The sequence below is a fragment of the Marinobacter sediminum genome (genome assembly GCF_023657445.1).
Classification (GTDB): Bacteria; Pseudomonadota; Gammaproteobacteria; order Pseudomonadales; family Oleiphilaceae; genus Marinobacter; species Marinobacter sediminum_A.
Window position 1 is genome coordinate 154,906 of sequence record NZ_JAGTWY010000001.1, and the last position, 25,519, is coordinate 180,424.

Annotated in this window: 19 protein-coding genes, 2 tRNA genes and 3 rRNA genes; 23 read left to right on the forward strand and 1 reads right to left on the reverse strand. The window is 54.5% G+C overall.

Annotation, left to right across the window (positions count from 1 at the left end; genetic code table 11):
- Positions 1 to 57: 57 nt before the first annotated feature.
- Positions 58 to 2,634 carry an ATP-dependent chaperone ClpB gene (gene clpB / locus KFJ24_RS00750; RefSeq protein ID WP_250829174.1) on the forward strand — a complete coding sequence of 859 codons (2,577 nt, stop codon included), beginning with the start codon at positions 58 to 60 and terminating at the stop codon, positions 2,632 to 2,634.
- Positions 2,635 to 2,690: 56 nt separating this feature from the next.
- Here clpB and KFJ24_RS00755 read toward each other — a convergent pair whose 3' ends face one another.
- A complete protein-coding gene (locus KFJ24_RS00755) occupies positions 2,691 to 3,164 on the reverse strand; it encodes a DUF4124 domain-containing protein (protein WP_250829175.1) in 474 nt (157 codons plus the stop codon).
- A 520-nt stretch (positions 3,165 to 3,684) separates the two neighbouring features.
- Here KFJ24_RS00755 and KFJ24_RS00760 point away from each other — a divergent pair.
- The 22 genes from KFJ24_RS00760 (at position 3,685) to KFJ24_RS00865 (ending at position 25,464) form a co-directional block, all read left to right on the forward strand.
- Positions 3,685 to 5,403 (forward strand): acetolactate synthase 3 large subunit, encoded by a 1,719-nt coding sequence (locus KFJ24_RS00760; protein WP_250829176.1) that lies wholly within the window; start codon positions 3,685 to 3,687, stop codon positions 5,401 to 5,403.
- 2 nt (positions 5,404 to 5,405) lie between these two features.
- Positions 5,406 to 5,897, forward strand: a complete 492-nt coding sequence (gene ilvN, locus KFJ24_RS00765) for an acetolactate synthase small subunit (RefSeq protein ID WP_250829177.1) — start codon at positions 5,406 to 5,408, stop codon at positions 5,895 to 5,897.
- 64 nt (positions 5,898 to 5,961) lie between these two features.
- Positions 5,962 to 6,978, forward strand: a complete 1,017-nt coding sequence (ilvC, locus tag KFJ24_RS00770; protein ID WP_250829178.1) for a ketol-acid reductoisomerase — start codon at positions 5,962 to 5,964, stop codon at positions 6,976 to 6,978.
- 89 nt (positions 6,979 to 7,067) lie between these two features.
- On the forward strand, positions 7,068 to 7,919 hold the full coding sequence (gene pssA, locus KFJ24_RS00775; RefSeq protein ID WP_250829179.1) for a CDP-diacylglycerol--serine O-phosphatidyltransferase: 852 nt from the start codon (positions 7,068 to 7,070) through the stop codon (positions 7,917 to 7,919).
- A gap of 101 nt (positions 7,920 to 8,020) precedes the next feature.
- A complete protein-coding gene (gene msrP / locus KFJ24_RS00780; RefSeq protein ID WP_250829180.1) occupies positions 8,021 to 8,995 on the forward strand; it encodes a protein-methionine-sulfoxide reductase catalytic subunit MsrP in 975 nt (324 codons plus the stop codon).
- Complete coding sequence (locus tag KFJ24_RS00785) at positions 8,995 to 9,618, forward strand: sulfite oxidase heme-binding subunit YedZ (protein WP_250829181.1); 624 nt, start codon at positions 8,995 to 8,997, stop codon at positions 9,616 to 9,618. The genes msrP and KFJ24_RS00785 overlap by 1 nt, the downstream gene beginning before the upstream one ends.
- A 521-nt stretch (positions 9,619 to 10,139) precedes the next feature.
- Positions 10,140 to 11,679: ribosomal RNA gene (locus KFJ24_RS00790) — 16S ribosomal RNA — on the forward strand.
- Between the two features lie 89 nt (positions 11,680 to 11,768).
- Positions 11,769 to 11,845, forward strand: a tRNA-Ile gene (locus tag KFJ24_RS00795).
- Between the two features lie 45 nt (positions 11,846 to 11,890).
- A tRNA-Ala gene (locus KFJ24_RS00800) sits at positions 11,891 to 11,966 on the forward strand.
- Positions 11,967 to 12,285: 319 nt separating this feature from the next.
- Positions 12,286 to 15,180, forward strand: a 23S ribosomal RNA gene (locus KFJ24_RS00805).
- Between the two features lie 91 nt (positions 15,181 to 15,271).
- Positions 15,272 to 15,386: ribosomal RNA gene (rrf, locus tag KFJ24_RS00810) — 5S ribosomal RNA — on the forward strand.
- The 16S, 23S and 5S rRNA genes sit together here with 2 tRNA genes alongside, the layout of an rRNA operon.
- 119 nt (positions 15,387 to 15,505) lie before the next feature.
- Positions 15,506 to 17,056 carry a 2-isopropylmalate synthase gene (locus KFJ24_RS00815; protein WP_250829182.1) on the forward strand — a complete coding sequence of 517 codons (1,551 nt, stop codon included), beginning with the start codon at positions 15,506 to 15,508 and terminating at the stop codon, positions 17,054 to 17,056.
- A 32-nt stretch (positions 17,057 to 17,088) separates the two neighbouring features.
- Positions 17,089 to 17,904 carry a 2-isopropylmalate synthase gene (locus KFJ24_RS00820; protein WP_250829183.1) on the forward strand — a complete coding sequence of 272 codons (816 nt, stop codon included), beginning with the start codon at positions 17,089 to 17,091 and terminating at the stop codon, positions 17,902 to 17,904.
- The gene (gene rimI, locus KFJ24_RS00825; RefSeq protein ID WP_250829184.1) at positions 17,904 to 18,389 is read left to right on the forward strand and encodes a ribosomal protein S18-alanine N-acetyltransferase; all 486 of its coding nucleotides are present in this window, start codon (positions 17,904 to 17,906) and stop codon (positions 18,387 to 18,389) included. Before KFJ24_RS00820 ends, rimI begins: the two co-directional genes overlap by 1 nt.
- Before the next feature lie 88 nt (positions 18,390 to 18,477).
- Positions 18,478 to 20,058, forward strand: a complete 1,581-nt coding sequence (prfC, locus tag KFJ24_RS00830; protein ID WP_250829185.1) for a peptide chain release factor 3 — start codon at positions 18,478 to 18,480, stop codon at positions 20,056 to 20,058.
- A gap of 22 nt (positions 20,059 to 20,080) precedes the next feature.
- Positions 20,081 to 20,866 (forward strand): TatD family hydrolase, encoded by a 786-nt coding sequence (locus KFJ24_RS00835; protein WP_250829186.1) that lies wholly within the window; start codon positions 20,081 to 20,083, stop codon positions 20,864 to 20,866.
- 200 nt (positions 20,867 to 21,066) lie between these two features.
- Complete coding sequence (gene rplM, locus KFJ24_RS00840; protein ID WP_250829187.1) at positions 21,067 to 21,495, forward strand: 50S ribosomal protein L13; 429 nt, start codon at positions 21,067 to 21,069, stop codon at positions 21,493 to 21,495.
- A 12-nt stretch (positions 21,496 to 21,507) separates the two neighbouring features.
- Positions 21,508 to 21,900: a 30S ribosomal protein S9 gene (rpsI, locus tag KFJ24_RS00845; protein ID WP_250829188.1), complete on the forward strand. Its 393-nt coding sequence runs from the start codon at positions 21,508 to 21,510 to the stop codon at positions 21,898 to 21,900.
- A 244-nt stretch (positions 21,901 to 22,144) separates the two neighbouring features.
- The gene (gene petA, locus KFJ24_RS00850; protein ID WP_250829189.1) at positions 22,145 to 22,738 is read left to right on the forward strand and encodes a ubiquinol-cytochrome c reductase iron-sulfur subunit; all 594 of its coding nucleotides are present in this window, start codon (positions 22,145 to 22,147) and stop codon (positions 22,736 to 22,738) included.
- Positions 22,738 to 23,970: a cytochrome b gene (locus KFJ24_RS00855; RefSeq protein ID WP_250829190.1), complete on the forward strand. Its 1,233-nt coding sequence runs from the start codon at positions 22,738 to 22,740 to the stop codon at positions 23,968 to 23,970. Before petA ends, KFJ24_RS00855 begins: the two co-directional genes overlap by 1 nt.
- Entirely contained in the window at positions 23,970 to 24,725 is a 756-nt protein-coding gene (locus tag KFJ24_RS00860; RefSeq protein ID WP_250829191.1) for a cytochrome c1, read from the forward strand. The genes KFJ24_RS00855 and KFJ24_RS00860 overlap by 1 nt, the downstream gene beginning before the upstream one ends.
- Positions 24,726 to 24,834: 109 nt before the next feature.
- Positions 24,835 to 25,464: a glutathione S-transferase N-terminal domain-containing protein gene (locus KFJ24_RS00865; protein ID WP_250829192.1), complete on the forward strand. Its 630-nt coding sequence runs from the start codon at positions 24,835 to 24,837 to the stop codon at positions 25,462 to 25,464.
- The last annotated feature ends 55 nt before the right edge of the window (positions 25,465 to 25,519 follow it).

A 25,519-nucleotide genomic window follows, 5' to 3' on the forward strand; every position in this document is an offset into this window, starting at 1 on the left:
CTGACGACCATTTAAAGACTACCGCAGCATTCGCGAACCGATTGGGGAACAGGACTTATGAGAATCGACAAGCTGACCAGCCGGCTGCAGACCGCTCTTGCGGATGCCCAGTCAATTGCAGTTGGCAAGGATCACAACTTCATTGAGCCACTGCATTTGATGCAGGCACTTGTGGATCAGGATGGTAGCTCCATCAAGCCACTTCTGAAGCAGGCTGGTTCGGAGCCCGGGCGGTTGCGCCAGGCTGTTGCTCGTGAAATCGAGAACCTGCCGGAGGTGAAGGGCTCGGCCGGTGACGTTTCCATGTCCAACGATATGGGGCGACTGTTCAATATCGCGGACAAGCTGGCTCAGAAGCGCAATGATCAGTTCGTTTCCAGTGAGTTGGTGTTGCTGGCTGCCCTGGAAGACCGTGGCACCCTTGGTCGTGTTTTGCGGGAGCAGGGCGTTGACAAAGCCGCTCTGGAGCAGGCCATCGACGAGGTTCGTGGTGGTGACTCTGTGGACGATGCCGGTGCCGAGGAAAACCGCCAGGCTCTCTCCAAATACACCATCGATCTGACGGAACGGGCCGAGGCTGGCAAGTTGGATCCGGTAATCGGTCGTGATGATGAGATTCGCCGTACCATCCAGGTTTTGCAGCGCCGGCGCAAGAACAACCCGGTGTTGATCGGCGAGCCTGGCGTCGGTAAAACCGCCATTGTGGAAGGCCTTGCCCAGCGTATCGTGAACGGTGAAGTGCCCGAGGGCCTGAAAGACAAAAAAGTACTCTCGCTCGACATGGGATCTCTGATCGCCGGTGCCAAATTCCGGGGTGAGTTCGAGGAGCGCCTGAAAGCGGTCCTGAATGAGCTGTCCAAGCAGGAAGGTCAGATTATCCTGTTCATCGACGAGATCCACACCATGGTAGGCGCCGGCAAGGCCGAAGGCTCCATGGATGCCGGCAACATGCTCAAGCCAGCGCTGGCCCGTGGGGAGCTGCACTGTGTCGGTGCCACCACGCTGAATGAATACCGTGAGAATATCGAGAAGGATGCCGCACTGGAGCGTCGTTTTCAGAAGGTTCTGGTGAGCGAGCCCAGTGAGGAAGACACCATTGCCATCCTTCGTGGACTTAAAGAGCGGTATGAAGTGCACCACGGTGTAGAGGTCACCGACGGTGCCATTATTGCTGCGGCGAAGCTGTCTCACCGGTACATCACGGATCGTCAGTTGCCGGACAAGGCTATTGATCTGGTCGATGAAGCTGCCAGCCAGATTCGCATGGAAATGGATTCCAAGCCCGAAGCATTGGATCGTCTTGAGCGTCGGCTGATCCAGCTAAAGATCGAACGCGAGGCCCTGAAGAAGGAGACCGATGCGGCTTCCAAAAAACGCCTCCAGGAACTCTCCGATGTGATTGTCGGGGTTGAGCGTGAATACGCGGACCTTGAGGAAGTGTGGAATACGGAAAAAGCGGCGCTTCACGGTTCCCAAAAGATCAAGAGTCAGCTGGAGCAGGCTCGCATCGATCTGGAAAATGCGCGTCGCGCCGGGGATCTTGGCAAGATGTCTGAGCTTCAGTACGGCCAGATCCCGGAACTGGAGCGCCAGTTGGATATGGCGAGTCAGGCAGAAATGATGGAGATGAAGTTGCTCCGCAACAGAGTAACTGACGAGGAAATCGCCGAAATCGTCTCCAAATGGACAGGCATTCCAGTCTCCAAAATGCTCGAAGGTGAACGGGATAAGCTAATGCGCATGGAAGAGGCGCTCCACGCCCGCGTGATAGGTCAGGATGAGGCAGTCGAGGCGGTGTCCAACGCGGTGCGCCGTTCCCGTGCAGGTCTGTCCGACCCTCATCGGCCGAACGGTTCCTTCCTGTTCCTTGGCCCGACCGGTGTTGGTAAGACTGAGCTATGCAAGACATTGGCGTCCTTCCTGTTTGATACCGAGGAAGCCATGGTCCGTATCGATATGTCCGAGTTTATGGAGAAGCACTCGGTTGCGCGGCTGATTGGTGCTCCTCCCGGCTATGTCGGTTATGAGGAGGGTGGCTACCTGACCGAAGCGGTTCGTCGTCGTCCATACTCTGTATTGCTTCTGGACGAGGTAGAGAAAGCGCACCCTGATGTTTTCAACATCCTCCTGCAGGTGCTTGATGATGGTCGGCTGACCGATGGTCAGGGTCGGACCGTGGACTTCCGCAACACCGTGATCGTAATGACCTCAAACCTCGGGTCGGACATTATCCAGCAGAAAGCGGGCGAGGAGAATTACGAAGCCATGAAGAGCGCGGTATTGGAGGTGGTAGGTACGCATTTCCGCCCGGAGTTCATCAACCGGGTTGATGAAGTGGTCGTATTTCATCCGCTGGCCGAGAGTCAGATTCTGGGCATTGCCCGGGTTCAGATCGAATCCCTGAGCAAGCGCCTCAAAGATCAGGACATGAAGCTGGAGTTGGATGAACCTGCCATGGAGCTAATGGCGGAAGTCGGGTACGACCCGGTCTACGGTGCACGTCCTCTGAAACGGGCAATCCAGCGGATGATCGAGAATCCGCTGGCACAGCGGCTCTTGCAGGGCGAGTTTGTGTCCGGGGATACCATTCATGGCACTGTGAAGGATCACAAACTGGTATTTGCAAAAGCCTGACAGGTCAGCGGGGTCAGACCATCGGAGGTCTGGCCCCGTATTCACTCCCGCCCGATTTACTGCTGCGCCTGGTCTTTTTCCGGTCCGCAGTTTTCAGTGGCAATTTCTTCAAACTTCCGGCGCTGCTCGGAAATTTCTTCCGGTGACAGGTATCGCTGCTCACCGTTTTCTTCCACACGGATGCGAGCCTTGCTGTCGATGACCTCCAGGTTGGAGCGCGCTGTGGCGCAATTGGCTTCGCGCTGTTTGCGGCGAGCTTCTTGCTGGGCAGTTTCGCGCTGTCTTACTGTTTCATCTTCTTGCTGTTGTTGAACGTCATCCATACGTTCCTGTGGGCTCTGACGGTTTGAGGCAGACTGCGACGATGTGCCAGAGCGCACGTTCAGTTTCTCCGATTTTTTACCGGTAGGCTGCCGATCTCCGAAGTGAGTCACACCATTCTTGTCTGTCCACTTATAGACAGAGGCGCTCATCGCAACACCTGGTACAACGGCCAGTAACAAGGTCAGCGTCAGGATTTTTTTGTTCATGGGTCTACTCATCGTATGTTCACTGCTCCCGGGGCAGGTAAAAACCTGGGTAGCCGGGCCCGTCTTTATTCAAGCTACAAGGGTATCATGCCATTCATGCAGCGGTTTTTCTTCTGTCTGGTTCAAATCTCTGATCCGTAATCGATCCAAGTATGGCAGACCTTTGGCGATATTGGTGCTTTTAAGCTGCGCAGCCTATTGACAGGGAGTTTCGCGCTGTCAGAATTACCAGTCGCCTGAAGACTGGGGGTCAATACGGCAGGCAATCCCGAGCGAGTATCCCCCGTTAACCACCACACTGAACGCATCGCGCCGTCGTCGCGGGATGGTTGTTGCTTATGAGCAACCCGTTGATTGGCCGTTCTCCGCAACCCTCAGGAGGGCGGCTGGCCAGGAGACAACCTCTTACAAGGTGTGGAGGAGGAGCCGGTTCCGCTTTCACAAGAAGCAGGGAAACCGTGAATCCAGGCAACCGGGGCGTGGCCCCGGCTCATTCATTCGTAGAAGAGGGTAGAAAATCGTGGAGTTATTGTCTGGCGCCGATATGCTGATCCGGTCCCTTAAAGATGAGGGTATCGAGTACATATACGGCTATCCGGGTGGTGCAGCCCTTCATATTTATGATGCGCTGTTCAGGCAGGATGCAGTTAAACATATTCTGGTAAGGCACGAGCAGGCTGCGGTCCATATGGCCGACGGCTACGCCCGGGCATCCGGAAAACCGGGTACTGTCCTGGTGACCTCAGGTCCTGGAGCCACCAATACCATTACCGGCATTGCCACCGCCTTTATGGACTCCATTCCCATGGTGGTTCTGTGCGGCCAGGTTGCGTCAACCCTCATTGGTGAGGACGCCTTCCAGGAAACGGATATGATGGGCGTGTCCCGCCCAGTGGTAAAACACAACTTCAGCGTTCGTCACCCCGAAGAAATTCCGGAAATTATCCGTAAGGCCTATCATATCGCCGCCACCGGTCGCCCCGGTCCTGTCGTTGTCGATATCCCGAAGGATATGACAACGCCGAACGAGCGGTATGAGTATTCCTATCCGAAGAAGGTGAAGCTGCGCTCCTACAACCCCGCGATCCGTGGCCATGCCGGCCAGATCAAGAAGGCAGTAGATATGATGCTGGCGGCACGCCGTCCGATTATCTATGCCGGTGGTGGTGTCATTCTGGGCAAGGCCTCCGATCAGTTGACTGAACTGGTTCGCACCCTGGGTTACCCGATCACCAATACCCTGATGGGTATCGGCTGTTATCCGGCCAGTGATAAACAGCACTTGGGCTGGCTGGGCATGCATGGCACCTATGAAGCCAATATGGCCATGCACCATTCGGATCTGATTCTCTGTGTGGGGGCCCGTTTTGACGACCGTGTCACCAACGCCACCGAGAAGTTCTGTCCCGGCGCCCGCATTATTCATATCGATATCGATCCGGCGTCCATATCCAAGACCATTGATGCGGACGTGCCCATCGTAGGGCCCGTTGATGCGGTGTTGAAGGAAATGCTCTCGCTGGTGAAAGAAAGTAAAGAAAAACCGGACGCGGACGCACTGGGTGCCTGGTGGAAGCAGATCGACGAATGGCGCGCTTTCCATGGCATGCGCTACGAAACCAGCGACGATGTTATCAAGCCCCAGGAAGTCATCGAAATGCTCTGCAGGCTCACCAAGGGTGAAGCCTTCGTGGCGTCCGATGTCGGTCAGCACCAGATGTTCGCTGCTCAGTACTACAAGTTCGACAAGCCCAACCGTTGGATCAACTCTGGCGGCCTGGGCACCATGGGCTTTGGTTTGCCTGCGGCCATGGGTGTAAAGCTGACGCACCCGGACGACGAAGTGCTCTGCATCACCGGCGAAGGCAGTATCCAGATGAACATCCAGGAACTGTCCACCTGCAAACAGTACAACCTGCCGGTCAAGATCATTAACCTGAACAACCAGGCCCTGGGCATGGTGAAGCAGTGGCAGGATATGAATTATGAGTCCCGCCATGCTGAGTCCTACATGGGGTCTCTGCCGGACTTCGTCAAGCTGGCGGAGGCATATGGTCATAAGGGTGTTTTGATCGACAAGAAGGCCGATCTGGAAACCAAACTGAAAGAAGTATTGGCCATGAAGGACGAGCTGGTATTTGTGGATATCTACGTGGACCGGTTTGAGCACGTCTATCCTATGCAGGTTGCCCGTGGTTCCATGAAGGACATGTGGCTCAGCAAGACGGAGAGGGTGTGATCATGCGTCGAATCATTTCTGTTTTGCTTGAAAACGAACCGGGCGCGCTGTCGCGGGTAGTGGGTCTGTTCTCCCAGCGTAACTACAATATCGAAAGCCTTACTGTTGCGCCGACAGAGGACGAGACCCTGTCGCGTCTTACGGTTACAACCACGGGTTCGGACAAGGTTATCGAGCAGATTACCAAACAGCTGAACAAACTGATTGAAGTGGTGAAGCTGGTGGATCTGACGGAAGGCTCTCACATCGAGCGCGAGCTGATGCTGGTGAAGCTGAAGGCCACCGGTTCACAACGCGCCGAGATCAAGCGTACGGTTGATATTTTCCGCGGTCAGATCGTGGATGTGACCAGCTCGGTCTATACCGTTCAGCTGGCGGGTGACAGTGAAAAGCTGGATGGCTTTATTCAGGCTGTTGGCACCTCAGGCGTGCTGGAAGTGGTGCGCACCGGTGTATCCGGTATTGCCCGGGGCGAGAAGGTGCTCAGCCTTTAATAATTTTAAACAGAGTTTGGACATTATGGCCCTGCGGGGGCATCACAAATAACAGAGGTTTTTTATGCAGGTTTATTACGATAAGGATTGCGATCTTTCCATCATCCAGGGCAAAAAAGTTGCCATCATCGGTTTCGGTTCCCAGGGCCACGCCCACGCGTGCAACCTGAAGGAATCCGGCGTTGATGTGACGGTTGGTCTGCGTCCGGGCTCTTCCTCCATCGCCAAGGCCGAAGCTTACGGTCTGAAAACCAACGACGTTCCTTCTGCTGTTGCAGCAGCTGACGTCGTTATGGTTCTCACCCCGGATGAATTCCAGTCACAGCTGTATCAGGCTGAAATCGAGCCGAACCTGAAGCAGGGCGCGACCCTGGCGTTTGCCCACGGCTTTGCGATTCATTACAACCAGATCGTTCCGCGCAAAGACCTGGATGTCATCATGGTTGCCCCGAAGGCTCCTGGCCACACCGTCCGCACCGAGTTTGCCAATGGTGGCGGCATCCCAGACCTGATCGCCATCTTTCAGGACTCTTCCGGCAACGCCAAGAACCTGTCGCTGTCCTATGCCAGCGGTATCGGTGGTGGTCGCACGGGCATCATCGAAACCACGTTCAAGGACGAGACTGAAACCGATCTGTTCGGTGAGCAGGCAGTTCTGTGTGGTGGTACGGTCGAGCTGGTCAAAGCGGCTTTCGAAACGCTTGTGGATGGCGGTTACGAGCCGGAAATGGCGTATTTCGAGTGCCTGCACGAGTTGAAGCTGATCGTTGATCTCATGTACGAAGGCGGCATCGCGAACATGAACTACTCCATCTCCAATAACGCGGAGTACGGTGAGTATGTGACTGGCCCGGAAATCATCAACGAACAGTCCCGGGAAGCCATGCGCAATGCACTGAAGCGCATTCAGAACGGTGAGTACGCCAAGATGTTCATCTCCGAGGGTGCCCTGAACTACCCGTCGATGACTGCGCGTCGTCGCCAGAACGCTGATCACCAGATCGAGGTTGTGGGTGAGAAGCTGCGCGGCATGATGCCGTGGATCTCCGCGAACAAGATCGTGGATAAGGACAAAAACTAAGCGGGATTCCGCCTGGTTTTGAAAAACGCGGCCCGGGTGGCCGCGTTTTTCGTATATACTCCGCCCAAATGCTTTCCGGAGTAATGGGAATGACTGACGAAAGAAAATCTGCCGACATTGACGCACAGAGTGCTTCATCGGAACAAACTGAAAAACATGCCTCGGAATACGAAGTCGAACCGGGCGAAGTGGTCGAGGAAGAGCTGGTTGAGGGGGCCCCGGTGCGTCGCAAGGGCATCTATCTGCTCCCCAATGCACTCACCACCGCATCTTTGTTCTCTGGCTTCTATGCGATCGTTTCGGCTGCTAATGGCATGTTTGATAACGCCGCTATCGCCATTTTTGTGTCCATGATTCTTGATGGGCTTGATGGCCGGGTCGCCAGAATGACCAATACCCAGAGCAAGTTTGGTGAGGAGTATGATTCCCTCGCCGATATGGTTGCCTTTGGTGTAGCTCCTGGCCTGGTGGCATTTTTCTGGTCGCTGAACGGCCTTGGAAAGGCTGGTTGGGCCATCACCTTTATCTATGTTGCCGGGGCTGCCTTGCGGCTGGCCCGCTTCAATACCCAGATAGGCTCAGTCGACAAGAAGTATTTTGTCGGCTTGCCCAGTCCGGCCGCCGCGGCCTGTGTGGCTGGCCTGGTGTGGTGTTTCCATCAGTTCGAGCCGGCGTCCTGGCTGACATTGCTAACCATCGTGGTTGTTGGTGGCACCGGTGTGATGATGGTGAGCAATATCCTCTATCGCAGTTTCAAGGATCTCGATATGCGGGGGAGGGTGCCTTTTGCTGCGATATTGCTGGTGGTGTTGACCTTCGTAGTGATCGCGCTAGACCCGGCTACCGTACTCTTTTCCGGATTCCTGATCTATGCGTTGTCCGGTCCTCTCCGTGCGCTATTTAGAAAAAAGCCCCGTCGTAGCCCGGGCACTTCTGAATAGGTGAATCAGACCCGGGCCCTTGTGGCTCGGGAATTTTACACGGAACCTCCGGTCAACGACCCTATTGCCAGATACTTTGATGGCTTGAACGGAGAGTTCCGATGTTTATCAAAAAACGTCCTTCCTGGGCGCTCCCCTATTCCCAGGTCACACCTGAACGTATCTTCCTAAACCGCCGGCGCTTCATGTCCGGAGCTGTCGCGGGTGCGGCCGGTCTTGTAATGCCTGGCCTGTTATCTGCTGCCCCACTGCCAGTTCAGGGCGAGTCGCTGAACTTTTCCAGAACGCCGCGCTTGTCGACTGACGAAGAGAAAACGCCGTACGAAGACGTCATTCGCTACAACAACTTCTATGAGTTTGGTACAGGAAAGGGCGATCCTGCGAAGTATGCCGATGAGATGTCCGTCGACCCCTGGTCAATTACCGTAGAGGGCGAGTGCGGCAAGCCGGGCACCTATGCTCTTGAGGACGTGCTGAAGCCGCATGATTACGAAGAGCGGATATACCGTTTACGGTGTGTCGAGGCATGGTCGATGGTGATCCCTTGGGTCGGGGTCTCACTGTCTGACGTTTTGAAGCGCTTTGAGCCCGGTTCCCGGGCGAAGTATGTTTACTTCGAAACCCTTCACGACCCGGAGCAGATGCGGGCGCAGCGGTCGCTGTTCAGTACCATTGACTGGCCGTATCAGGAAGGGCTGCGTATGGATGAGGCGATGAATGAGTTGGCTTTCCTGGCGGTTGGCCTCTACGGAAAAACCCTTCCAGAACAAAACGGGGCGCCTATCCGGTTGGTCGTTCCCTGGAAATATGGCTTCAAGAGTATCAAGTCGATCGTGAAAATCCGGTTTCAGGAAGAGCGACCCAAGACCACCTGGGAAATGATTGCCCCTCAGGAATATGGGTTTTACGCCAATGTTAATCCGGAAGTAGATCACCCCCGGTGGAGTCAGAAGCGAGAGCGTCGCTTGCCTTCCGGTCTCCTCTCGCCCAACTGGATCGAAACGGAAAAGTTTAATGGCTATGGCGAGCAGGTTGCGAGCCTCTATAAGGGGATGGATCTGCGGAAATTCTATTGATGCCTGGATTTGATTGGCGCCGGAGCCCCCGCTTTTTCCTGGTTTTCCGTCTTATAGCTGTGGTGGTGGCCTCGTTGCCGTTCGGGCTGTTGAGTTGGCGCTTGTTTGCCGGTGAGCTGGGGCCAGACCCTGGGCAGGCGATAACTGAGTCTCTGGGGCTTGCCGCCTTCCAGTTATTGCTGGCGACTTTGTGTATGACGCCATTAAAGCGCTGGACGAATTGGGGTGGCTGGCTCCGCATTCGAAGAATGCTGGGTCTGTTTGCCTTCTCGTATGCGGCTATCCATATATTGGCCTTTCTGCAGTTCATTGTTGGATGGTTTGATCTGTGGGCAACCTTCACCAAGCGTCCCTACATTATCGCCGGTGCTGTAGCATTCCTTTGCCTTATTCCCCTGGCGGCTACATCTACCAAAGGTATGATGCGAAGACTCGGGCCAGGCTGGAAGCGGTTACACCGACTGACCTATCTGGCGGTGGTTGTGGCATGGGTTCATTTTATCTGGCAGGCCAGAAGCGACATCGGGGAAATGGTTGCCTATGCCGTGGTCGTTGTGTGCTTGCTGGCACTTCGCAGTTATTGGTCGGGGTGGAAGAGTCTTATGCCTCTGAAAAGGGGATAGGTATGGTTGCTTCTTGACCAGGTGCAGCGCTTCGCGAGTGATTTCGTAGGTGGAAACCGCTACTTTTGGCAATTAGTTTGAAAACCGCGTTGACAGTTTTCCTGACGCCTGTAGAATGCGCATCTCTTCTGAGGGACAAGCCACTGACACAGCGGTTTGCCGAGGGAGTAACTGCTTGAAAGCGCTGAAGAAATTGAGTTTCAAAATTCTTCAGAAAGCGGTTGACAGGAAAGCGATTCGCTGTAGAATGCGCCCCTCGAGACAAGCAGTAAGCCGGTTCATTTTTCGGCGGTTTCCGGAGACGGAAAGCAAGGAAAAAGAAACGGTTGACAAGGCGGCGGTTCGATGTAGAATACGCGGCCTTGATTGAGCAACAGCTCAAACGCTCTTTAAAAAATTGACCAAGTAATTCGTGTGGGCGCTGGCCGAGGTATTTCGGATATGAAATATCAGGACAGTGACTCGTCGAAATTGAGTTTTGTCTTGAGCAAGATTAAAGATCTTCGGATCTTGTATGATTTAAACTGAAGAGTTTGATCATGGCTCAGATTGAACGCTGGCGGCAGGCTTAACACATGCAAGTCGAGCGGTAACAGGGGTAGCTTGCTACCCGCTGACGAGCGGCGGACGGGTGAGTAATGCATAGGAAACTGCCCAGTAGTGGGGGATAGCCCGGGGAAACCCGGATTAATACCGCGTACGCCCTTCGGGGGAAAGCAGGGGATCTTCGGACCTTGCGCTATTGGATGTGCCTATGCCGGATTAGCTAGTTGGTGGGGTAAGAGCCTACCAAGGCGACGATCCGTAGCTGGTCTGAGAGGATGATCAGCCACATCGGGACTGAGACACGGCCCGAACTCCTACGGGAGGCAGCAGTGGGGAATATTGGACAATGGGGGCAACCCTGATCCAGCCATGCCGCGTGTGTGAAGAAGGCTTTCGGGTTGTAAAGCACTTTCAGTGAGGAGGAAAAGTTAGTCACTAATACTGGCTAGCCTTGACGTCACTCACAGAAGAAGCACCGGCTAACTCCGTGCCAGCAGCCGCGGTAATACGGAGGGTGCAAGCGTTAATCGGAATTACTGGGCGTAAAGCGCGCGTAGGTGGTTTGATAAGCGAGATGTGAAAGCCCCGGGCTTAACCTGGGAACGGCATTTCGAACTGTCAGGCTAGAGTGTGGTAGAGGGTAGTGGAATTTCCTGTGTAGCGGTGAAATGCGTAGATATAGGAAGGAACACCAGTGGCGAAGGCGGCTACCTGGACCAACACTGACACTGAGGTGCGAAAGCGTGGGGAGCAAACAGGATTAGATACCCTGGTAGTCCACGCCGTAAACGATGTCAACTAGCCGTTGGGGATCTTGAATCCTTAGTGGCGCAGCTAACGCACTAAGTTGACCGCCTGGGGAGTACGGCCGCAAGGTTAAAACTCAAATGAATTGACGGGGGCCCGCACAAGCGGTGGAGCATGTGGTTTAATTCGACGCAACGCGAAGAACCTTACCTGGCCTTGACATGCAGAGAACTTTCCAGAGATGGATTGGTGCCTTCGGGAACTCTGACACAGGTGCTGCATGGCCGTCGTCAGCTCGTGTCGTGAGATGTTGGGTTAAGTCCCGTAACGAGCGCAACCCCTATCCCTAGTTGCTAGCAGTTCGGCTGAGAACTCTAGGGAGACTGCCGGTGACAAACCGGAGGAAGGTGGGGATGACGTCAGGTCATCATGGCCCTTACGGCCAGGGCTACACACGTGCTACAATGGTGCGCACAGAGGGCTGCAAACCCGCGAGGGGGAGCTAATCTCACAAAACGCATCGTAGTCCGGATCGGAGTCTGCAACTCGACTCCGTGAAGTCGGAATCGCTAGTAATCGTGAATCAGAATGTCACGGTGAATACGTTCCCGGGCCTTGTACACACCGCCCGTCACACCATGGGAGTGGATTGCACCAGAAGTAGTTAGTCTAACCTTCGGGAGGACGATTACCACGGTGTGGTTCATGACTGGGGTGAAGTCGTAACAAGGTAGCCGTAGGGGAACCTGCGGCTGGATCACCTCCTTAAACGAAGCCGAATGCTTCGGTCAGAGTCCACACGAATTACTTGGTTGATTAATAAAGAGAGCAGATGGGTCTTTCAGGCCCGTACCATTGGGTCTGTAGCTCAGGTGGTTAGAGCGCACCCCTGATAAGGGTGAGGTCGGTGGTTCAAGTCCACCCAGACCCACCAAAATTGCTCAACTCCTGGAGTTGAACGATTTGAGGTAGCTTAAATGGGGCTATAGCTCAGCTGGGAGAGCGCCTGCCTTGCACGCAGGAGGTCGGCAGTTCGATCCTGCCTAGCTCCACCAAAATTTACTGGCTAACTTCGGTTAGCAGTGTCCAGAAACAAGCATTTCATCACGACGATAGAGTTGTTGGATGAAGTTCTTCTTTCTGATCACTGGGTCAGATTTGCTCTTTAACAAATTGGACGAGATAGAACACGATTAATGGATTCCATTATCTCCGGAATTCATTGATCAGAGTGATAACGATTTCAAGCGTTATCCGGTGTTGTCGTTGAAGTGGTTGTTATATCACTTCAAGAGACTGTCTCGAAATAACTCGCGCATCGGGCTTGCCCGGTGAGTGGTGTTGCTTCGAAGAACAGTTGTCTTGGGGTTATATAGTCAAGCAACTAAGCGCATACGGTGGATGCCTTGGCAGTCAGAGGCGATGAAAGACGTGGAAGCCTGCGATAAGGTTCGGGGAGCTGGCAAACGAGCTGTGATCCGGACATTTCTGAATGGGGAAACCCACCTGGTTTCGGCCAGGTACCTTGCACTGAATACATAGGTGTAAGGGGCGAACCGGGGGAACTGAAACATCTAAGTACCCCGAGGAAAAGAAATCAACCGAGATTCCCTAAGTAGCGGCGAGCGAACGGGGATTAGCCCTTAAGCTAAACAACTGGTAGGAGAAGGCTCTGGAAAGTGCCGTCATAGTGGGTGATAGCCCCGTATCCGAAACCTGAGTTTAGTGAAATCGAGTAGAACGGGACACGTGATATCCTGTTTGAATATGGGGGGACCATCCTCCAAGGCTAAATACTCCTGACTGACCGATAGTGAACCAGTACCGTGAGGGAAAGGCGAAAAGAACCCCTGTGAGGGGAGTGAAATAGATCCTGAAACCGTATGCGTACAAGCAGTCGGAGCAGACTTGTTCTGTGACGGCGTACCTTTTGTATAATGGGTCAGCGACTTATGTTCAGTGGCGAGGTTAACCGTTTAGGGGAGCCGTAGGGAAACCGAGTCTGAATAGGGCGATTTAGTCGCTGGGCATAGACCCGAAACCGGGCGATCTATCCATGAGCAGGTTGAAGGTTGAGTAACATCAACTGGAGGACCGAACCCACTGTCGTTGAAAAGCCAGGGGATGACTTGTGGATCGGAGTGAAAGGCTAATCAAGCCCGGAGATAGCTGGTTCTCCCCGAAAGCTATTTAGGTAGCGCCTCGGACGAATACCACAGGGGGTAGAGCACTGTCTCGGCTAGGGGGTCATCCCGACTTACCAACCCGATGCAAACTCCGAATACCTGTGAGTACTATCCGGGAGACACACGGTGGGTGCTAACGTCCATCGTGAAGAGGGAAACAACCCAGACCGCCAGCTAAGGTCCCCAAGTACCAGTTAAGTGGGAAACGATGTGGGAAGGCTCAGACAGCTAGGAGGTTGGCTTAGAAGCAGCCATCCTTTAAAGAAAGCGTAATAGCTCACTAGTCGAGTCGGCCTGCGCGGAAGATGTAACGGGGCTCAAACTGGTCACCGAAGCTGCGGCTGCATACTTTGTATGCGGGGTAGGGGAGCGTTCTGTAAGCCTGCGAAGGTGTGTTGAGAAGCATGCTGGAGGTATCAGAAGTGCGAATGCTGACATGAGTAACGACAATGCGGGTGAAAAACCCGCACGCCGGAAGACCAAGGGTTCCTGCGCAACGCTAATCGGCGCAGGGTGAGTCGGCCCCTAAGGCGAGACCGAAAGGTGTAGTCGATGGGAAACGGGTTAATATTCCCGTACCTTGGATAGCTGCGATGGAGAGACGGAGAAGGCTAGGTAAGCCGGGCGACGGTTGTCCCGGTTTAAGCGTGTAGGGAGTGGGATTAGGTAAATCCGGTTCCACAATTCTGAGACGCGACGACGACTGCCCTTTTAGGGCGGGAAGTTATTGATGCCCTGCTTCCAGGAAAATCTTCTAAGCTTCAGGCTATTCGAGACCGTACCCCAAACCGACACAGGTGGTCAGGTAGAGAATACCAAGGCGCTTGAGAGAACTCGGGTAAAGGAACTAGGCAAAATGGTGCCGTAACTTCGGGAGAAGGCACGCCGGTGGTATGTGACGCCCCTCGCGGGTTGAGCAGAAGCCGGTCGAAGATACCAGGCCCCTGCGACTGTTTATTAAAAACACAGCACTGTGCAAACACGAAAGTGGACGTATACGGTGTGACGCCTGCCCGGTGCCGGAAGGTTAATTGATGGGGTTAGCATTCGTGCGAAGCTCTTGATCGAAGCCCCGGTAAACGGCGGCCGTAACTATAACGGTCCTAAGGTAGCGAAATTCCTTGTCGGGTAAGTTCCGACCTGCACGAATGGCGTAACGATGGGGGCGCTGTCTCTACCCGAGACTCAGTGAAATTGAAATCGCCGTGAAGATGCGGTGTATCCGCGGCTAGACGGAAAGACCCCGTGAACCTTTACTATAGCTTCACAGTGAACTTTGAGCATGTTTGTGTAGGATAGCTGGGAGGCTTTGAAGCGATGACGCCAGTCATCGTGGAGCCAACCTTGAAATACCAGCCTGACATGTTTGAGGTTCTAACTTGGACCCCTTATCGGGGTTGAGGACACTGTGTGGTGGGTAGTTTGACTGGGGCGGTCTCCTCCCAAAGCGTAACGGAGGAGCACAAAGGTGGGCTAAGCATGGTCGGACATCATGCGGTTAGTGTAATGGCACAAGCCCGCTTAACTGCGAGACAGACACGTCGAGCAGGTACGAAAGTAGGTCATAGTGATCCGGTGGTTCTGTATGGAAGGGCCATCGCTCAACGGATAAAAGGTACTCCGGGGATAACAGGCTGATACCGCCCAAGAGTTCACATCGACGGCGGTGTTTGGCACCTCGATGTCGGCTCATCACATCCTGGGGCTGAAGCCGGTCCCAAGGGTATGGCTGTTCGCCATTTAAAGTGGTACGCGAGCTGGGTTTAGAACGTCGTGAGACAGTTCGGTCCCTATCTGCCGTGGACGTTGGAGATTTGAGGAAAGCTGCTCCTAGTACGAGAGGACCGGAGTGGACGAACCGCTGGTGTTCGGGTTGTGTCGCCAGACGCATTGCCCGGTAGCTATGTTCGGATAGGATAACCGCTGAAAGCATCTAAGCGGGAAGCCCCTTCCAAGATGAGATCTCCCTGGACCTTCGAGGTCCCTGAAGAGCCGTTCAAGACCAGGACGTTGATAGGTCGGGTGTGTAAGCGCTGCGAGGCGTTGAGCTAACCGATACTAATTGCTCGTGCGGCTTGACTATATAACACCCAAGACAATTGCGGATAACGCAAAGCACCAACGAAATCAGCATCACTCAGTTCCATCTCGTCCCCCAGTGATCAACCGATTTGTCTGACGACCATAGCGGCTTGGAACCACCTGATCCCATCCCGAACTCAGAAGTGAAACAGGCCTGCGCCGATGGTAGTGTGGCATTGCCCATGTGAGAGTAGGTCATCGTCAGACTCTTAATACCTGAAAACCCCAGCTTCTTCGAAGCTGGGGTTTTTTATTGCCATCTAAAAATTCCATGTCAGTGGTATACTCCCGTTATACCAAGCCAAACTATTTGATGGAGCCTTCGAATGCCCGCCCAAGATCACCTGGTTATCTTCGATACGACGCTGCGCGACGGCGAGCAGAGCCCTGGCGCAACCATGAACAAAACGGAAAAGCTCCGTATTGCCAAGGTACTGGAGAAGCTAAGGGTTGATGTTATTGAAGCTGGCTTTGCCATTGCCAGTCAGGGTGACTTTGATGCGGTGAAGGCGATCGCTGAATCCATCAAGGGGTCTACCATCTGCAGCCTGGCGAGAGCCCTGGATAAGGATATTGATCGAGCCGCTGAAGCCATCCAGCCGGCGGAACGAGGTCGCATCCATACCTTTATTGCAACTTCGCCGATCCATATGAAGCACAAGCTGCAAATGCAGCCCGACGAGGTGGTCGAACAAGCCGTACGCTCGGTGAAGCGTGCACGCAGTCACGTTGATGATGTCGAGTTTTCCTGTGAAGATGCCGGTCGCTCAGAGCTGGATTTCCTCTGTCGCATCATAGAGGCTGCTATCGATGCCGGTGCCCGCACTATCAATATTCCGGATACGGTGGGTTATGCGATTCCGGAGCAGTTTGCTGAGACTATTCGTCTGCTGTTAAACCGTATTCCCAATGCAGACAAGGCAATCTTTTCGGTGCATTGTCACAACGATCTGGGCCTGGCTGTCGCCAACTCTCTCGCGGCTGTGACCCAGGGAGCGCGTCAGGTGGAGTGCACCATCAACGGTCTCGGTGAGCGTGCGGGTAACGCCTCGCTGGAAGAGGTTGTGATGGCCGTGCGCACCCGTCAGGATCTTTTCCATATTGATACCCGGATCGATGCCCAGCACATCGTGCCTGCTTCCCGTCTGGTCTCCACCATTACTGGTTTTCCGGTTCAGCCGAACAAGGCGATTGTCGGTGCCAACGCCTTCGCCCATGAATCAGGTATCCACCAGGATGGTGTTCTTAAGCATCGGGAGACATACGAAATCATGCGCGCCCAGGACGTTGGCTGGCACACCAACAGCCTGGTGCTTGGCAAACATTCCGGGCGCAACGCGTTCCGTTCACGCCTGCTTGAGCTCGGTATTCAGTTCGAGACGGAAACCGAGCTCAATGAAGCCTTCACCCGATTCAAGGCCCTCGCCGATCTGAAACATGAGATTTTTGATGAGGATCTGCAGGCAATCGCCAGCGATACCCGGCAAAAGGAAGAAGTGGGGCCTTATGGGCTGGTGTGCATGCAGGTCTGTTCCGAGACCGGTGTGGTGCCCAAAGCGAACCTGACCCTGACTGTCGATGGCAAGGAGCACAAAGTGGAAGCCGAGGGCAGTGGTCCGGTGGACGCAACGTTCAAGGCCATCGAGTCATTGGTTGATTCCGGGTGTAATCTCCAGCTGTACTCGGTTAACAACATTACCAGTGGTACCGACGCCCAGGGCGAGGTTACCGTGCGCCTGGAGCGGGGAGGGCGCATCGTCAATGGGGTGGGTGCAGACACGGATATTATCATTGCATCTGCCAAGGCTTACATTGAGGCTCTTAACCTGATTAGTCGTGGGGGCGTTCGTCAGCACCCTCAAGTCGCGGACGTCTGAATGGTTTTTAGCAGGAATTCGGGAAAAGTCTGATGATCCGGTCGGAAACGGAACGACAATTTTATCTTGGCATGACCGGTGTACGGCTATGGTATGCCCGTGAAGCGCTGCCTGGCGCGGCACCAAGCCCTGAGTTTGTGTTTGCCGACAATGAGCCCGAGCTACCTGTGCAGTCGCTTGAGGCATCTGCCGCGCCTGTGAGTAAGCCCTCCGGGGCTAATAAGCCAGTGAGGCCGGATCATGAGGCGGGCGCCGCCCGGATTGCCAGTCTTCAGGCCATGATGGACCGCACGTCCGGATCGTCTGAGCCGGCGCCTGCGGCTGCAGATCTCGCTACCGCTCAAGAGAAGACTGTCGTAGACCGGTCGGATTTGCCCGAGCACCCGGAAAGTCCGGCTTCTACTGCAGTTGGGGTAGAAGAGCTGCCCGTTCGTCTAAACGTGCAGGTCTGGATGGGGCGGCACGTCGCCCTGATTGCCGGGCTGTCCCAGGAAGCGAGTGTCCGGCTGCAGGAGACGTTGGCCCTGAATATCCTCAAGAGTCTTGGGGAGTCGTCCCCCCTTTCTTTGGGGGTGATCCGCTGGCCTGTATTTAACAACCTTCTGGCCCCCGGAAACTCCCTGCCGGATCTGCATTCGGTAATGAGTCACGTTATGTCCCGCCTTGACGGTCAAACGGTTCTGGCAGTTGGGGTAGGAGAGCCGGGGGGCAAGGAGCTCCCCCTGATGGATCTGATGCCGGGCGTCAGTCCGGAGGTGATTTTCCCCCACTCTCTCGCAGAGCTTGCCGCGAACCCCGCCCTCAAGCGTGAGCTGTGGCACGAGATTAAGCCACTGGCAGGAAACTGATGTCGGAGCCGGATACTTACAGGGCCGTTATGGGGAGTGATCTTTTTATCCGGGAGCTGCTTCCGGGAGACCTTCCGCAGGTTCTGGAAATTGAGCGTCAGGGCTACTCCCATCCCTGGGCAGAAACCGTTTTCCGTGACTGTTTCAGAGAGAATTACCGCCTCTGGGCCGCCTGGCGCGGGGACGTACTGGTGGGATATGCGGTGGTTGCCTATATGTTCGACGAGGCGCATTTGCTCAACCTTTGCATCCATCCCGACAGTCGGGGGCAGGGAACGGCTCGTTTGTTGCTGCGCCATATGCTGGCTGAGGCGTCCCGGGAGCAGATGTGGCAGGTCATTCTCGAGGTGCGGACCAGCAATGCTGTGGCTAACGGTCTATATGCCAGCGAGGGTTTTGAAGAGATTGGCCGGCGACCGGACTATTACCCCGGCGCCAGTGGCAGAGAAGATGCCTGCGTCATGGTCTTTCGCTTAAGGCACTGACCCCACGCTGCATCCGGTCGCGTATTGATCGCTTAGCCCTTATAATAGCGGGTTTATCCGAACATCTGATTCAGGTTGTTTTTCTATTATGTCGAACCTTCCCCAGGAAGTGGCCAAACGCCGCACTTTCGCGATTATCTCGCACCCGGACGCCGGTAAAACCACTATTACTGAAAAGGTGTTGCTGTTTGGTCAGGCCATTCAGAAAGCCGGTACCGTAAAAGGGAAAAAGTCCGGGCAGCATGCAAAATCCGACTGGATGGAGATGGAAAAGGAGCGGGGGATTTCCGTGACCACTTCCGTCATGCAGTTCCCTTATGGTGGCAAGCTGGTCAACCTTCTTGATACCCCCGGCCACGAAGACTTCTCTGAAGATACCTACCGGACGCTAACAGCGGTGGATTCGTGCCTGATGGTTATCGACAGTGCCAAGGGCGTCGAGGAGCGCACCATCAAGCTGATGGAAGTTACCCGGCTTCGGGATACGCCTATCCTCACGTTCATGAACAAGCTGGACCGGGATACCCGTGATCCGGTGGAGCTTATGGACGAGGTCGAAGACGTTTTGAAAATTGCCTGCGCCCCGATTACCTGGCCTATTGGCATGGGTAAGAGCTTTAAGGGGGTTTATCACCTGCTTCGGGATGAAGTAATTCTCTACAAATCCGGCCAGGGGCATACAATTCAGGACACCCGAATCATCAAAGGGCTGGATAATCCGGAGCTTGAAGAGGCGATTGGTGCGTATGCCGGTGACCTGCGGGATGAGATTGAACTGGTCAAGGGGGCCTCTCACGAGTTCGACCGGGAGGCTTTCATGGCAGGTGAGCTTACCCCCGTGTTTTTCGGGACGGCTTTGGGTAATTTCGGTGTTGATCATATGCTCGATGGCCTGGTCGAGTGGGCCCCTGAACCGCAGCCACGGGAAACGGATCTCCGTCTGGTTGAGCCGGAAGATGACGGCTTTTCCGGTTTTGTTTTCAAGATTCAGGCAAATATGGATCCGCAGCACCGGGATAGGGTTGCCTTTCTCAGAATTGTCTCAGGTAAGTATGCCCAGGGGATGAAGGCTCGCCATGTACGAATTGGCAAGGATGTGCGTTTCTCTGACGCCCTGACCTTTATGGCGGGTGATCGGGAGCACGCTGGTGAGGCTTTTGCTGGCGACATTATCGGCCTTCATAACCACGGGACGATCCAGCTCGGCGATACCTTCACGGCTGGCGAGGATATGAAATTTACCGGCATTCCGAACTTTGCACCGGAATTGTTCCGCCGCATCCGCCTTAAAGATCCGCTGAAGGCAAAGCAGCTTCAAAAGGGGCTGATTCAGCTTTCCGAAGAGGGTGCGGTGCAGGTGTTTCGTCCGCTACGGAACAACGATCTGATTGTTGGGGCTGTTGGTGTTCTGCAGTTTGATGTTGTCGTTAGTCGCCTCAAGAGTGAGTACAAGGTCGAGGCTATATACGAGCCGATCAATGTCGCGACTGCACGCTGGGTAACCTGCCAGGATGAGCGCAAGTTCGACGAATTCCAGCGTAAGAATAATGACAACCTCGCGCTTGATGGTAGCGACCGCCTTGCCTATATCGCACCCACGATGGTGAATCTCAATCTGGCGCAGGAGCGTTATCCGGACGTCCATTTCCATAAGACCCGGGAGCATTAATCCGGTCGGGATGGAGGGCCAGGTGCAGATCATCGACGCCCATTGTCACTTCGATTTTCCTCGATTTGATGGCTGCCGTGAGAGGGAGCTTGAAGCTGCGCGAAAGGCGGGTGTGGTTGGTCTGGTGATCCCGGGCGTGAGACGGCCAGACTGGTCCAGGGTCCGTAAAACGGCGGAGGCTTATCCGGGGTTGTATTATTGCCTGGGAATTCATCCCTGGTTTGTCGCCGAGCACCGTGAGAGCGATTTGCAGGTTCTTGGTGAACTTGTGCGTGAAAATCCCGGCCGTTGTGTTGCTATTGGTGAGTGCGGCCTGGACAGGCTGCAGGGTGATCTGTCGGCTCAGTGGCCATGGTTTGAGGCGCAGGTTGATCTGGCCTCGGCACTGGGCTTTCCGCTTGTGATTCATTCCGTCAAAACCCACGACGAGGTACATAGTACCCTGAATCGTGCGAACTGGAGTGGGCGAGCTCTGGTGCACGGGTTTTCCGGGAGCTATCAGCAGGCAAGGAAGCTGGTGGATCTGGGTTGTTATATCGGGGTTGGAGGAGTTATCACCCATCCTCGCGCCCGGAAAACCCGTGACGCTATAGCAGGCCTCCCGGTGGAATCCCTGGTTCTTGAAACCGACGCCCCGGATATGTCGCCAGCCGGGGTGGGGCGGGGACAAAATTCACCGGCGTTTCTCGGGCAGATTGTTCGCGCCCTGGCTGACCTCCGGGGTATGACAGAGCGGGAGCTGGCGCCGGTTCTTATGGATAACGTATGCCGGCTCTATGGCTTGAATAAGAACGCTGTAGGGGAATAACGAAACATGAGTCTTCAGGGTTGGCTTTCTTTTTTTGTTCGAGTATACTTCGCGCCCTGGCTTTTCAAGGCGATGTCACTATCTCAGCCCCGAATGGTGTCACTGCCGACTTTATTACAGGTACAGAATCGCCTCCGGATGCAACGCATTTACCGGCGGTGGTTTTTAACGTTTCTTATATAGCGTTCAAGGCGGAATCAATGAAGACTCTGAGTGCGAAACCAGAAACAGTAAAACGTGACTGGTACGTTGTAGACGCAGCCGGCAAGACGCTGGGTCGTCTGTCAACCGAAATCGCCCGTCGTCTGCGGGGCAAGCATAAGCCTGAGTATACCCCTCATGTAGACACTGGCGATTACATTGTTGTTATCAATGCGGGCCAGGTCCGGGTTACAGGCAACAAGGCATCTGACAAGATGTATTACAGTCACACCGGCTTTCCGGGTGGAATCAAGTCCATCAACTTCGAGAAGCTGGTGGACAAGGCGCCTGAACAGGTTATTCTGAAGTCTGTGAAAGGCATGCTTCCGAAGGGGCCGCTCGGCCGCGCCATGTTCAAGAAGCTGAAAATCTATGCCGGCGCTGAGCACCCTCACGCAGCCCAGCAGCCCAAAGAACTCGACATTTAACGGAAGGCGGATATGTCTGTAGCACAAAATTACGGTACTGGTCGCCGCAAGACATCCACGGCTCGGGTTTTTATCAAGCCGGGAAGCGGTAACATTTCCATCAATGGTCGCACCATCGAAGATTTCTTCGGTCGTGAGACTTTGCGCATGATCGTTCGTCAGCCGCTGGTTGTTGCTGAATCGTCCGATCGTTTTGATATCAACATCACTGTAAAGGGTGGTGGTATCAGTGGTCAGGCAGGCGCAATTCGCCACGGTCTGACTCGTGCCCTGATGGATTACGATGAAACTCTGCGTCCGGCAATGCGCAAAGCGGGTTATGTAACCCGTGATGCCCGTGAAGTCGAGCGTAAGAAAGTGGGTCTCCGGAAGGCGCGTAAGCGTCCTCAGTACTCCAAGCGTTAATTCCGCTGGAGCAGAGCCCAGGAAAACCCGGCCCTTTCGGTCGGGTTTTTTTATGGCCGGACGATTTGGCTTCAAATTGATCTGGAGCAGGGGTGGAGCCGCATCCGGCGGCTTTCCGACTTGTAAGCCTCCGGTAATTTCATTACCATTTGGGCGCTTATATTTTTGGGTTGTGAAGTCCTTTTAGATGTACATTGCCGGCTGGTTGGCGGGCTGTGACATCGCCTGATGGGAGAAAACCATAATGAATAATGGCGACGTGAGCCAAGGCCGGCGCCGGTTTCTGATCGGCGCCACGTCCGTGGTAGGTGGAGTCGGCGTCGTCGGTGCGGCAGTTCCTTTCGTGGCATCCTGGAATCCCAGTGCCAAGGCGGAAGCAGCTGGTGCGCCGGTAACCGTCAATATCAGTAAGATTGAACCGGGTCAGCAGATTACCGTGTCGTGGCGGGGTAAACCGGTCTGGGTTGTCCGCCGTACGGATCAGATGCTGGAAAACATCGAGAAGCTGAACGACAAGGTGAAAGATCCTCAGTCTGAAGAGCCTCAGCAGCCGCAGTACATCGAGGGTGTTTATCGGGCCATAAAACCCGAATTCGCTGTTCTGGTCGGGCTCTGTACGCATCTGGGGTGTGTGCCTTCCTTCCGCCCGGAAGTGGCGCCCGCCGATCTGGGGGAAGACTGGCTGGGTGGCTTCTTCTGTCCTTGCCACGGTACGCACTATGACCTGGCTGGCAGGGTTTATCAGGCGCAGCCTGCTCCCCTGAACCTTGAGGTGCCACCTTATCGTTTTGACGATGATGCGACCCTCACGATTGGTCTTGATCCGGAGGCAGCGTAATGCAGAAGCTAATTCAGTGGGTAGACGACCGTCTGCCGATCGTTGATGCCTGGAACAAACACCTGGCCAAGTATTACGCGCCGAAGAACTTCAACGTCTGGTACTTCTTTGGCTCCCTGGCGATGCTGGTGCTGGTAAACCAACTGGTTACCGGTATCTGGCTGACGATGAGCTACAACCCCTCTGCGGAAGGCGCATTTGCGTCCGTCGAGTACATCATGCGTGATGTTGAATGGGGTTGGTTGCTGCGCTACCTGCACTCCACCGGTGCTTCCGCGTTTTTTATTGTGGTCTATCTCCATATGTTCCGCGGCCTGATGTACGGTTCATATCAGAAACCCCGAGAGCTGATCTGGCTTTTCGGTATGCTGATCTATCTCGTACTCATGGCTGAAGCCTTCATGGGTTATCTGTTGCCCTGGGGCCAGATGTCCTACTGGGGTGCCCAGGTGATTGTGAACCTGTTCGGCGCTATTCCAGTGATCGGTGACGACCTGTCCCTCTGGATTCGCGGCGACTACCTGATTTCCGGTATTACCCTGAACCGCTTCTTTGCCCTGCATGTTGTTGCTCTACCGATCGTTCTGTTGGGCCTGGTTGTTCTCCACATCCTGGCTTTGCACGAAGTTGGTTCCAACAACCCTGATGGTATCGATATCAAGAAGAACAAGGATGAAAACGGTATCCCGAAAGACGGTATCCCATTCCATCCGTACTATTCCGTTCACGATCTCGTGGGCGTTGCAGTTTTCTTCTTTATCTTCTTCGTCGTGGTGTTCTTCTTCCCGGAGATGGGTGGCTTGTTCATCGAAAAGCCAAACTTTGAGCCGGCGAATGCCCTCAAGACGCCAGCGCACATTGCGCCTGTCTGGTACTTCACACCGTTCTACGCCATGCTGCGTGCGGTCACGGTTGACCTGTTCGGGTTGCCGGCCAAGTTCTGGGGTGTGGTTGTCATGGGCGGTGCTATTGCCATCCTGTTCGTGCTGCCCTGGCTGGACAAGAGTCCGGTTCGGTCCATGCGCTACAAAGGCTGGCTCAGTAAAATTGCCCTCGCTATTTTCGCCGTCAGCTTTGTGATCCTGGGCTACCTCGGCCTGGTTCCGGCGACCGAGGGCCGAACCACTGTTGCACAGATTCTGACAGTGCTGTACTTCCTCTACTTCATTCTCATGCCGTTCTACACGCGCATGGAGAAAACCAAGCCAGTACCAGAGAGGGTGACAGGATAATGAGAAAGCTGATTTTTGGTCTTTTCATCGCAGTCCTGCCGGCTCTCGGGCTGGCAGCCGGAGGTGCTGTTCCTATTGATCATATCGAGACGGATCACACCAACAAGGAATCGCTGCAAAGCGGCGCTGCCCTGTTCACCAACTATTGCATGGGATGTCATTCCATGGAATACGCCCGTTACAAGCGGGTTGCCGATGACCTCGAGATTCCTGTTGAACTCTATGAGGACAACCTGATCTTCACCGGCGCCAAGATTGGTGAGCTGATGAAGAACTCCATGAGCAAAGACATGGCAGCAGGCTGGTTTGGTGCTCCGCCTCCCGACCTGACTCTTGAGACCCGTCTTCGTGGCGAGTCGTGGGTATACTCCTATCTTAGAGGGTTTTATAAGGATGAGAGCCGTCCCCTCGGTGTGAACAACGTGGTTTTCCCGAATGTCGGTATGCCGCACGTTATGTATGACCTGCAAGGGTTGTGTGCAACTGAGCCGCAGATTGGTGTTGAGCCAAGCGTTGAGCCGCTGAGTGGCAACATCAATAATGCGGATGCATGTTCTGACTATGCCATTGAGGGCAGTATGTCAGCCGAAGAATTTGATCAGGCAATGTATGACCTGACCAACTTCCTCTCTTACATGGCTGATCCGGTCAAGGTGGAGCGTGAGCGTCTGGGGATCTTCGTATTGATCTTCGTGGCGATCTTCTTCATCTTTGCGTACTTGCTCAACCGTGAGTACTGGAAGGACGTACACTGAGAAATAGGGTATAATCCCGTCTCCTGATTTCCAGCGGGCAGTAACTGGCCCGCTGGAATTTTGCGTTTTTTCAGGATCATTTCGATTTGTTTACTCGTGAGGTAGTTCTATGGGCGTTGTGACCAAGCGGTCATCAATGACGTTTTTCTCGGATCCAGCCAGCCATTACAGCCACAGAGTGCGTATTGTCCTGGCAGAGAAGGGTGTTACCGTCGATATTGTAGACGTGGATCCTGATAACCCGCCGGCTGAGCTGGCCGACCTGAATCCGTACAACGCCCTGCCAACGCTGGTGGATCGTGATCTTGTGCTCTATGAGCCCAACATCATGATGGAATACCTGGACGAGCGTTTCCCGCATCCGCCGTTGCTGCCTGTGTATCCGGTTGCCAGGGCAAACAGTCGCCTGATGATCCACCGGATCCAGAAGGACTGGTGTGGCCTGGTGGATCAGATTCTGGCCCAGCCCAACGCGAAAGCATCAGACGCTGCGCGTAAGGAGCTTCGGGAAAGTCTGCTGGCAACGGCGCCATTGTTTGGTGAAATGCCCTTCTTCCTGTCTGAAGAGTTTACGATTGTCGATTGTTGTATTGCTCCAATCCTTTGGCGTTTGCCGGCTCTGGGTATTGAGCTGAATGACAAGCAGGCAAAACCGCTTCAGAAGTATATGGAAAGCATTTTCAGTCGTGAGGGTTTCAAAGCCAGTCTTTCAGACCTCGAAGAAGATATTCGCAGCTGATTTGGCGGAAACTCGTGAACGCGGGGCAGGAGAGTGGCAGTGCCTGATAGCAAAA

Bases quoted from the DNA above. Each gene is read 5' to 3' on its own strand.
- petA (WP_250829189.1), top strand. From the start codon at position 22,145: ATGAATAATGGCGACGTGAGCCAAGGCCGGCGCCGGTTTCTGATCGGC.
- KFJ24_RS00865 (WP_250829192.1), top strand. From the start codon at position 24,835: ATGGGCGTTGTGACCAAGCGGTCATCAATGACGTTTTTCTCGGATCCA.
- rplM (WP_250829187.1), top strand. From the start codon at position 21,067: ATGAAGACTCTGAGTGCGAAACCAGAAACAGTAAAACGTGACTGGTAC.
- rimI (WP_250829184.1), top strand. From the start codon at position 17,904: ATGTCGGAGCCGGATACTTACAGGGCCGTTATGGGGAGTGATCTTTTT.
- ilvN (WP_250829177.1), top strand. From the start codon at position 5,406: ATGCGTCGAATCATTTCTGTTTTGCTTGAAAACGAACCGGGCGCGCTG.
- KFJ24_RS00820 (WP_250829183.1), top strand. From the start codon at position 17,089: ATGATCCGGTCGGAAACGGAACGACAATTTTATCTTGGCATGACCGGT.
- KFJ24_RS00815 (WP_250829182.1), top strand. From the start codon at position 15,506: ATGCCCGCCCAAGATCACCTGGTTATCTTCGATACGACGCTGCGCGAC.
- msrP (WP_250829180.1), top strand. From the start codon at position 8,021: ATGTTTATCAAAAAACGTCCTTCCTGGGCGCTCCCCTATTCCCAGGTC.
- KFJ24_RS00855 (WP_250829190.1), top strand. From the start codon at position 22,738: ATGCAGAAGCTAATTCAGTGGGTAGACGACCGTCTGCCGATCGTTGAT.
- ilvC (WP_250829178.1), top strand. From the start codon at position 5,962: ATGCAGGTTTATTACGATAAGGATTGCGATCTTTCCATCATCCAGGGC.
- pssA (WP_250829179.1), top strand. From the start codon at position 7,068: ATGACTGACGAAAGAAAATCTGCCGACATTGACGCACAGAGTGCTTCA.
- prfC (WP_250829185.1), top strand. From the start codon at position 18,478: ATGTCGAACCTTCCCCAGGAAGTGGCCAAACGCCGCACTTTCGCGATT.
- clpB (WP_250829174.1), top strand. From the start codon at position 58: ATGAGAATCGACAAGCTGACCAGCCGGCTGCAGACCGCTCTTGCGGAT.
- KFJ24_RS00755 (WP_250829175.1), bottom strand. From the start codon at position 3,164: ATGAACAAAAAAATCCTGACGCTGACCTTGTTACTGGCCGTTGTACCA.
- KFJ24_RS00860 (WP_250829191.1), top strand. From the start codon at position 23,970: ATGAGAAAGCTGATTTTTGGTCTTTTCATCGCAGTCCTGCCGGCTCTC.
- rpsI (WP_250829188.1), top strand. From the start codon at position 21,508: ATGTCTGTAGCACAAAATTACGGTACTGGTCGCCGCAAGACATCCACG.
- KFJ24_RS00785 (WP_250829181.1), top strand. From the start codon at position 8,995: ATGCCTGGATTTGATTGGCGCCGGAGCCCCCGCTTTTTCCTGGTTTTC.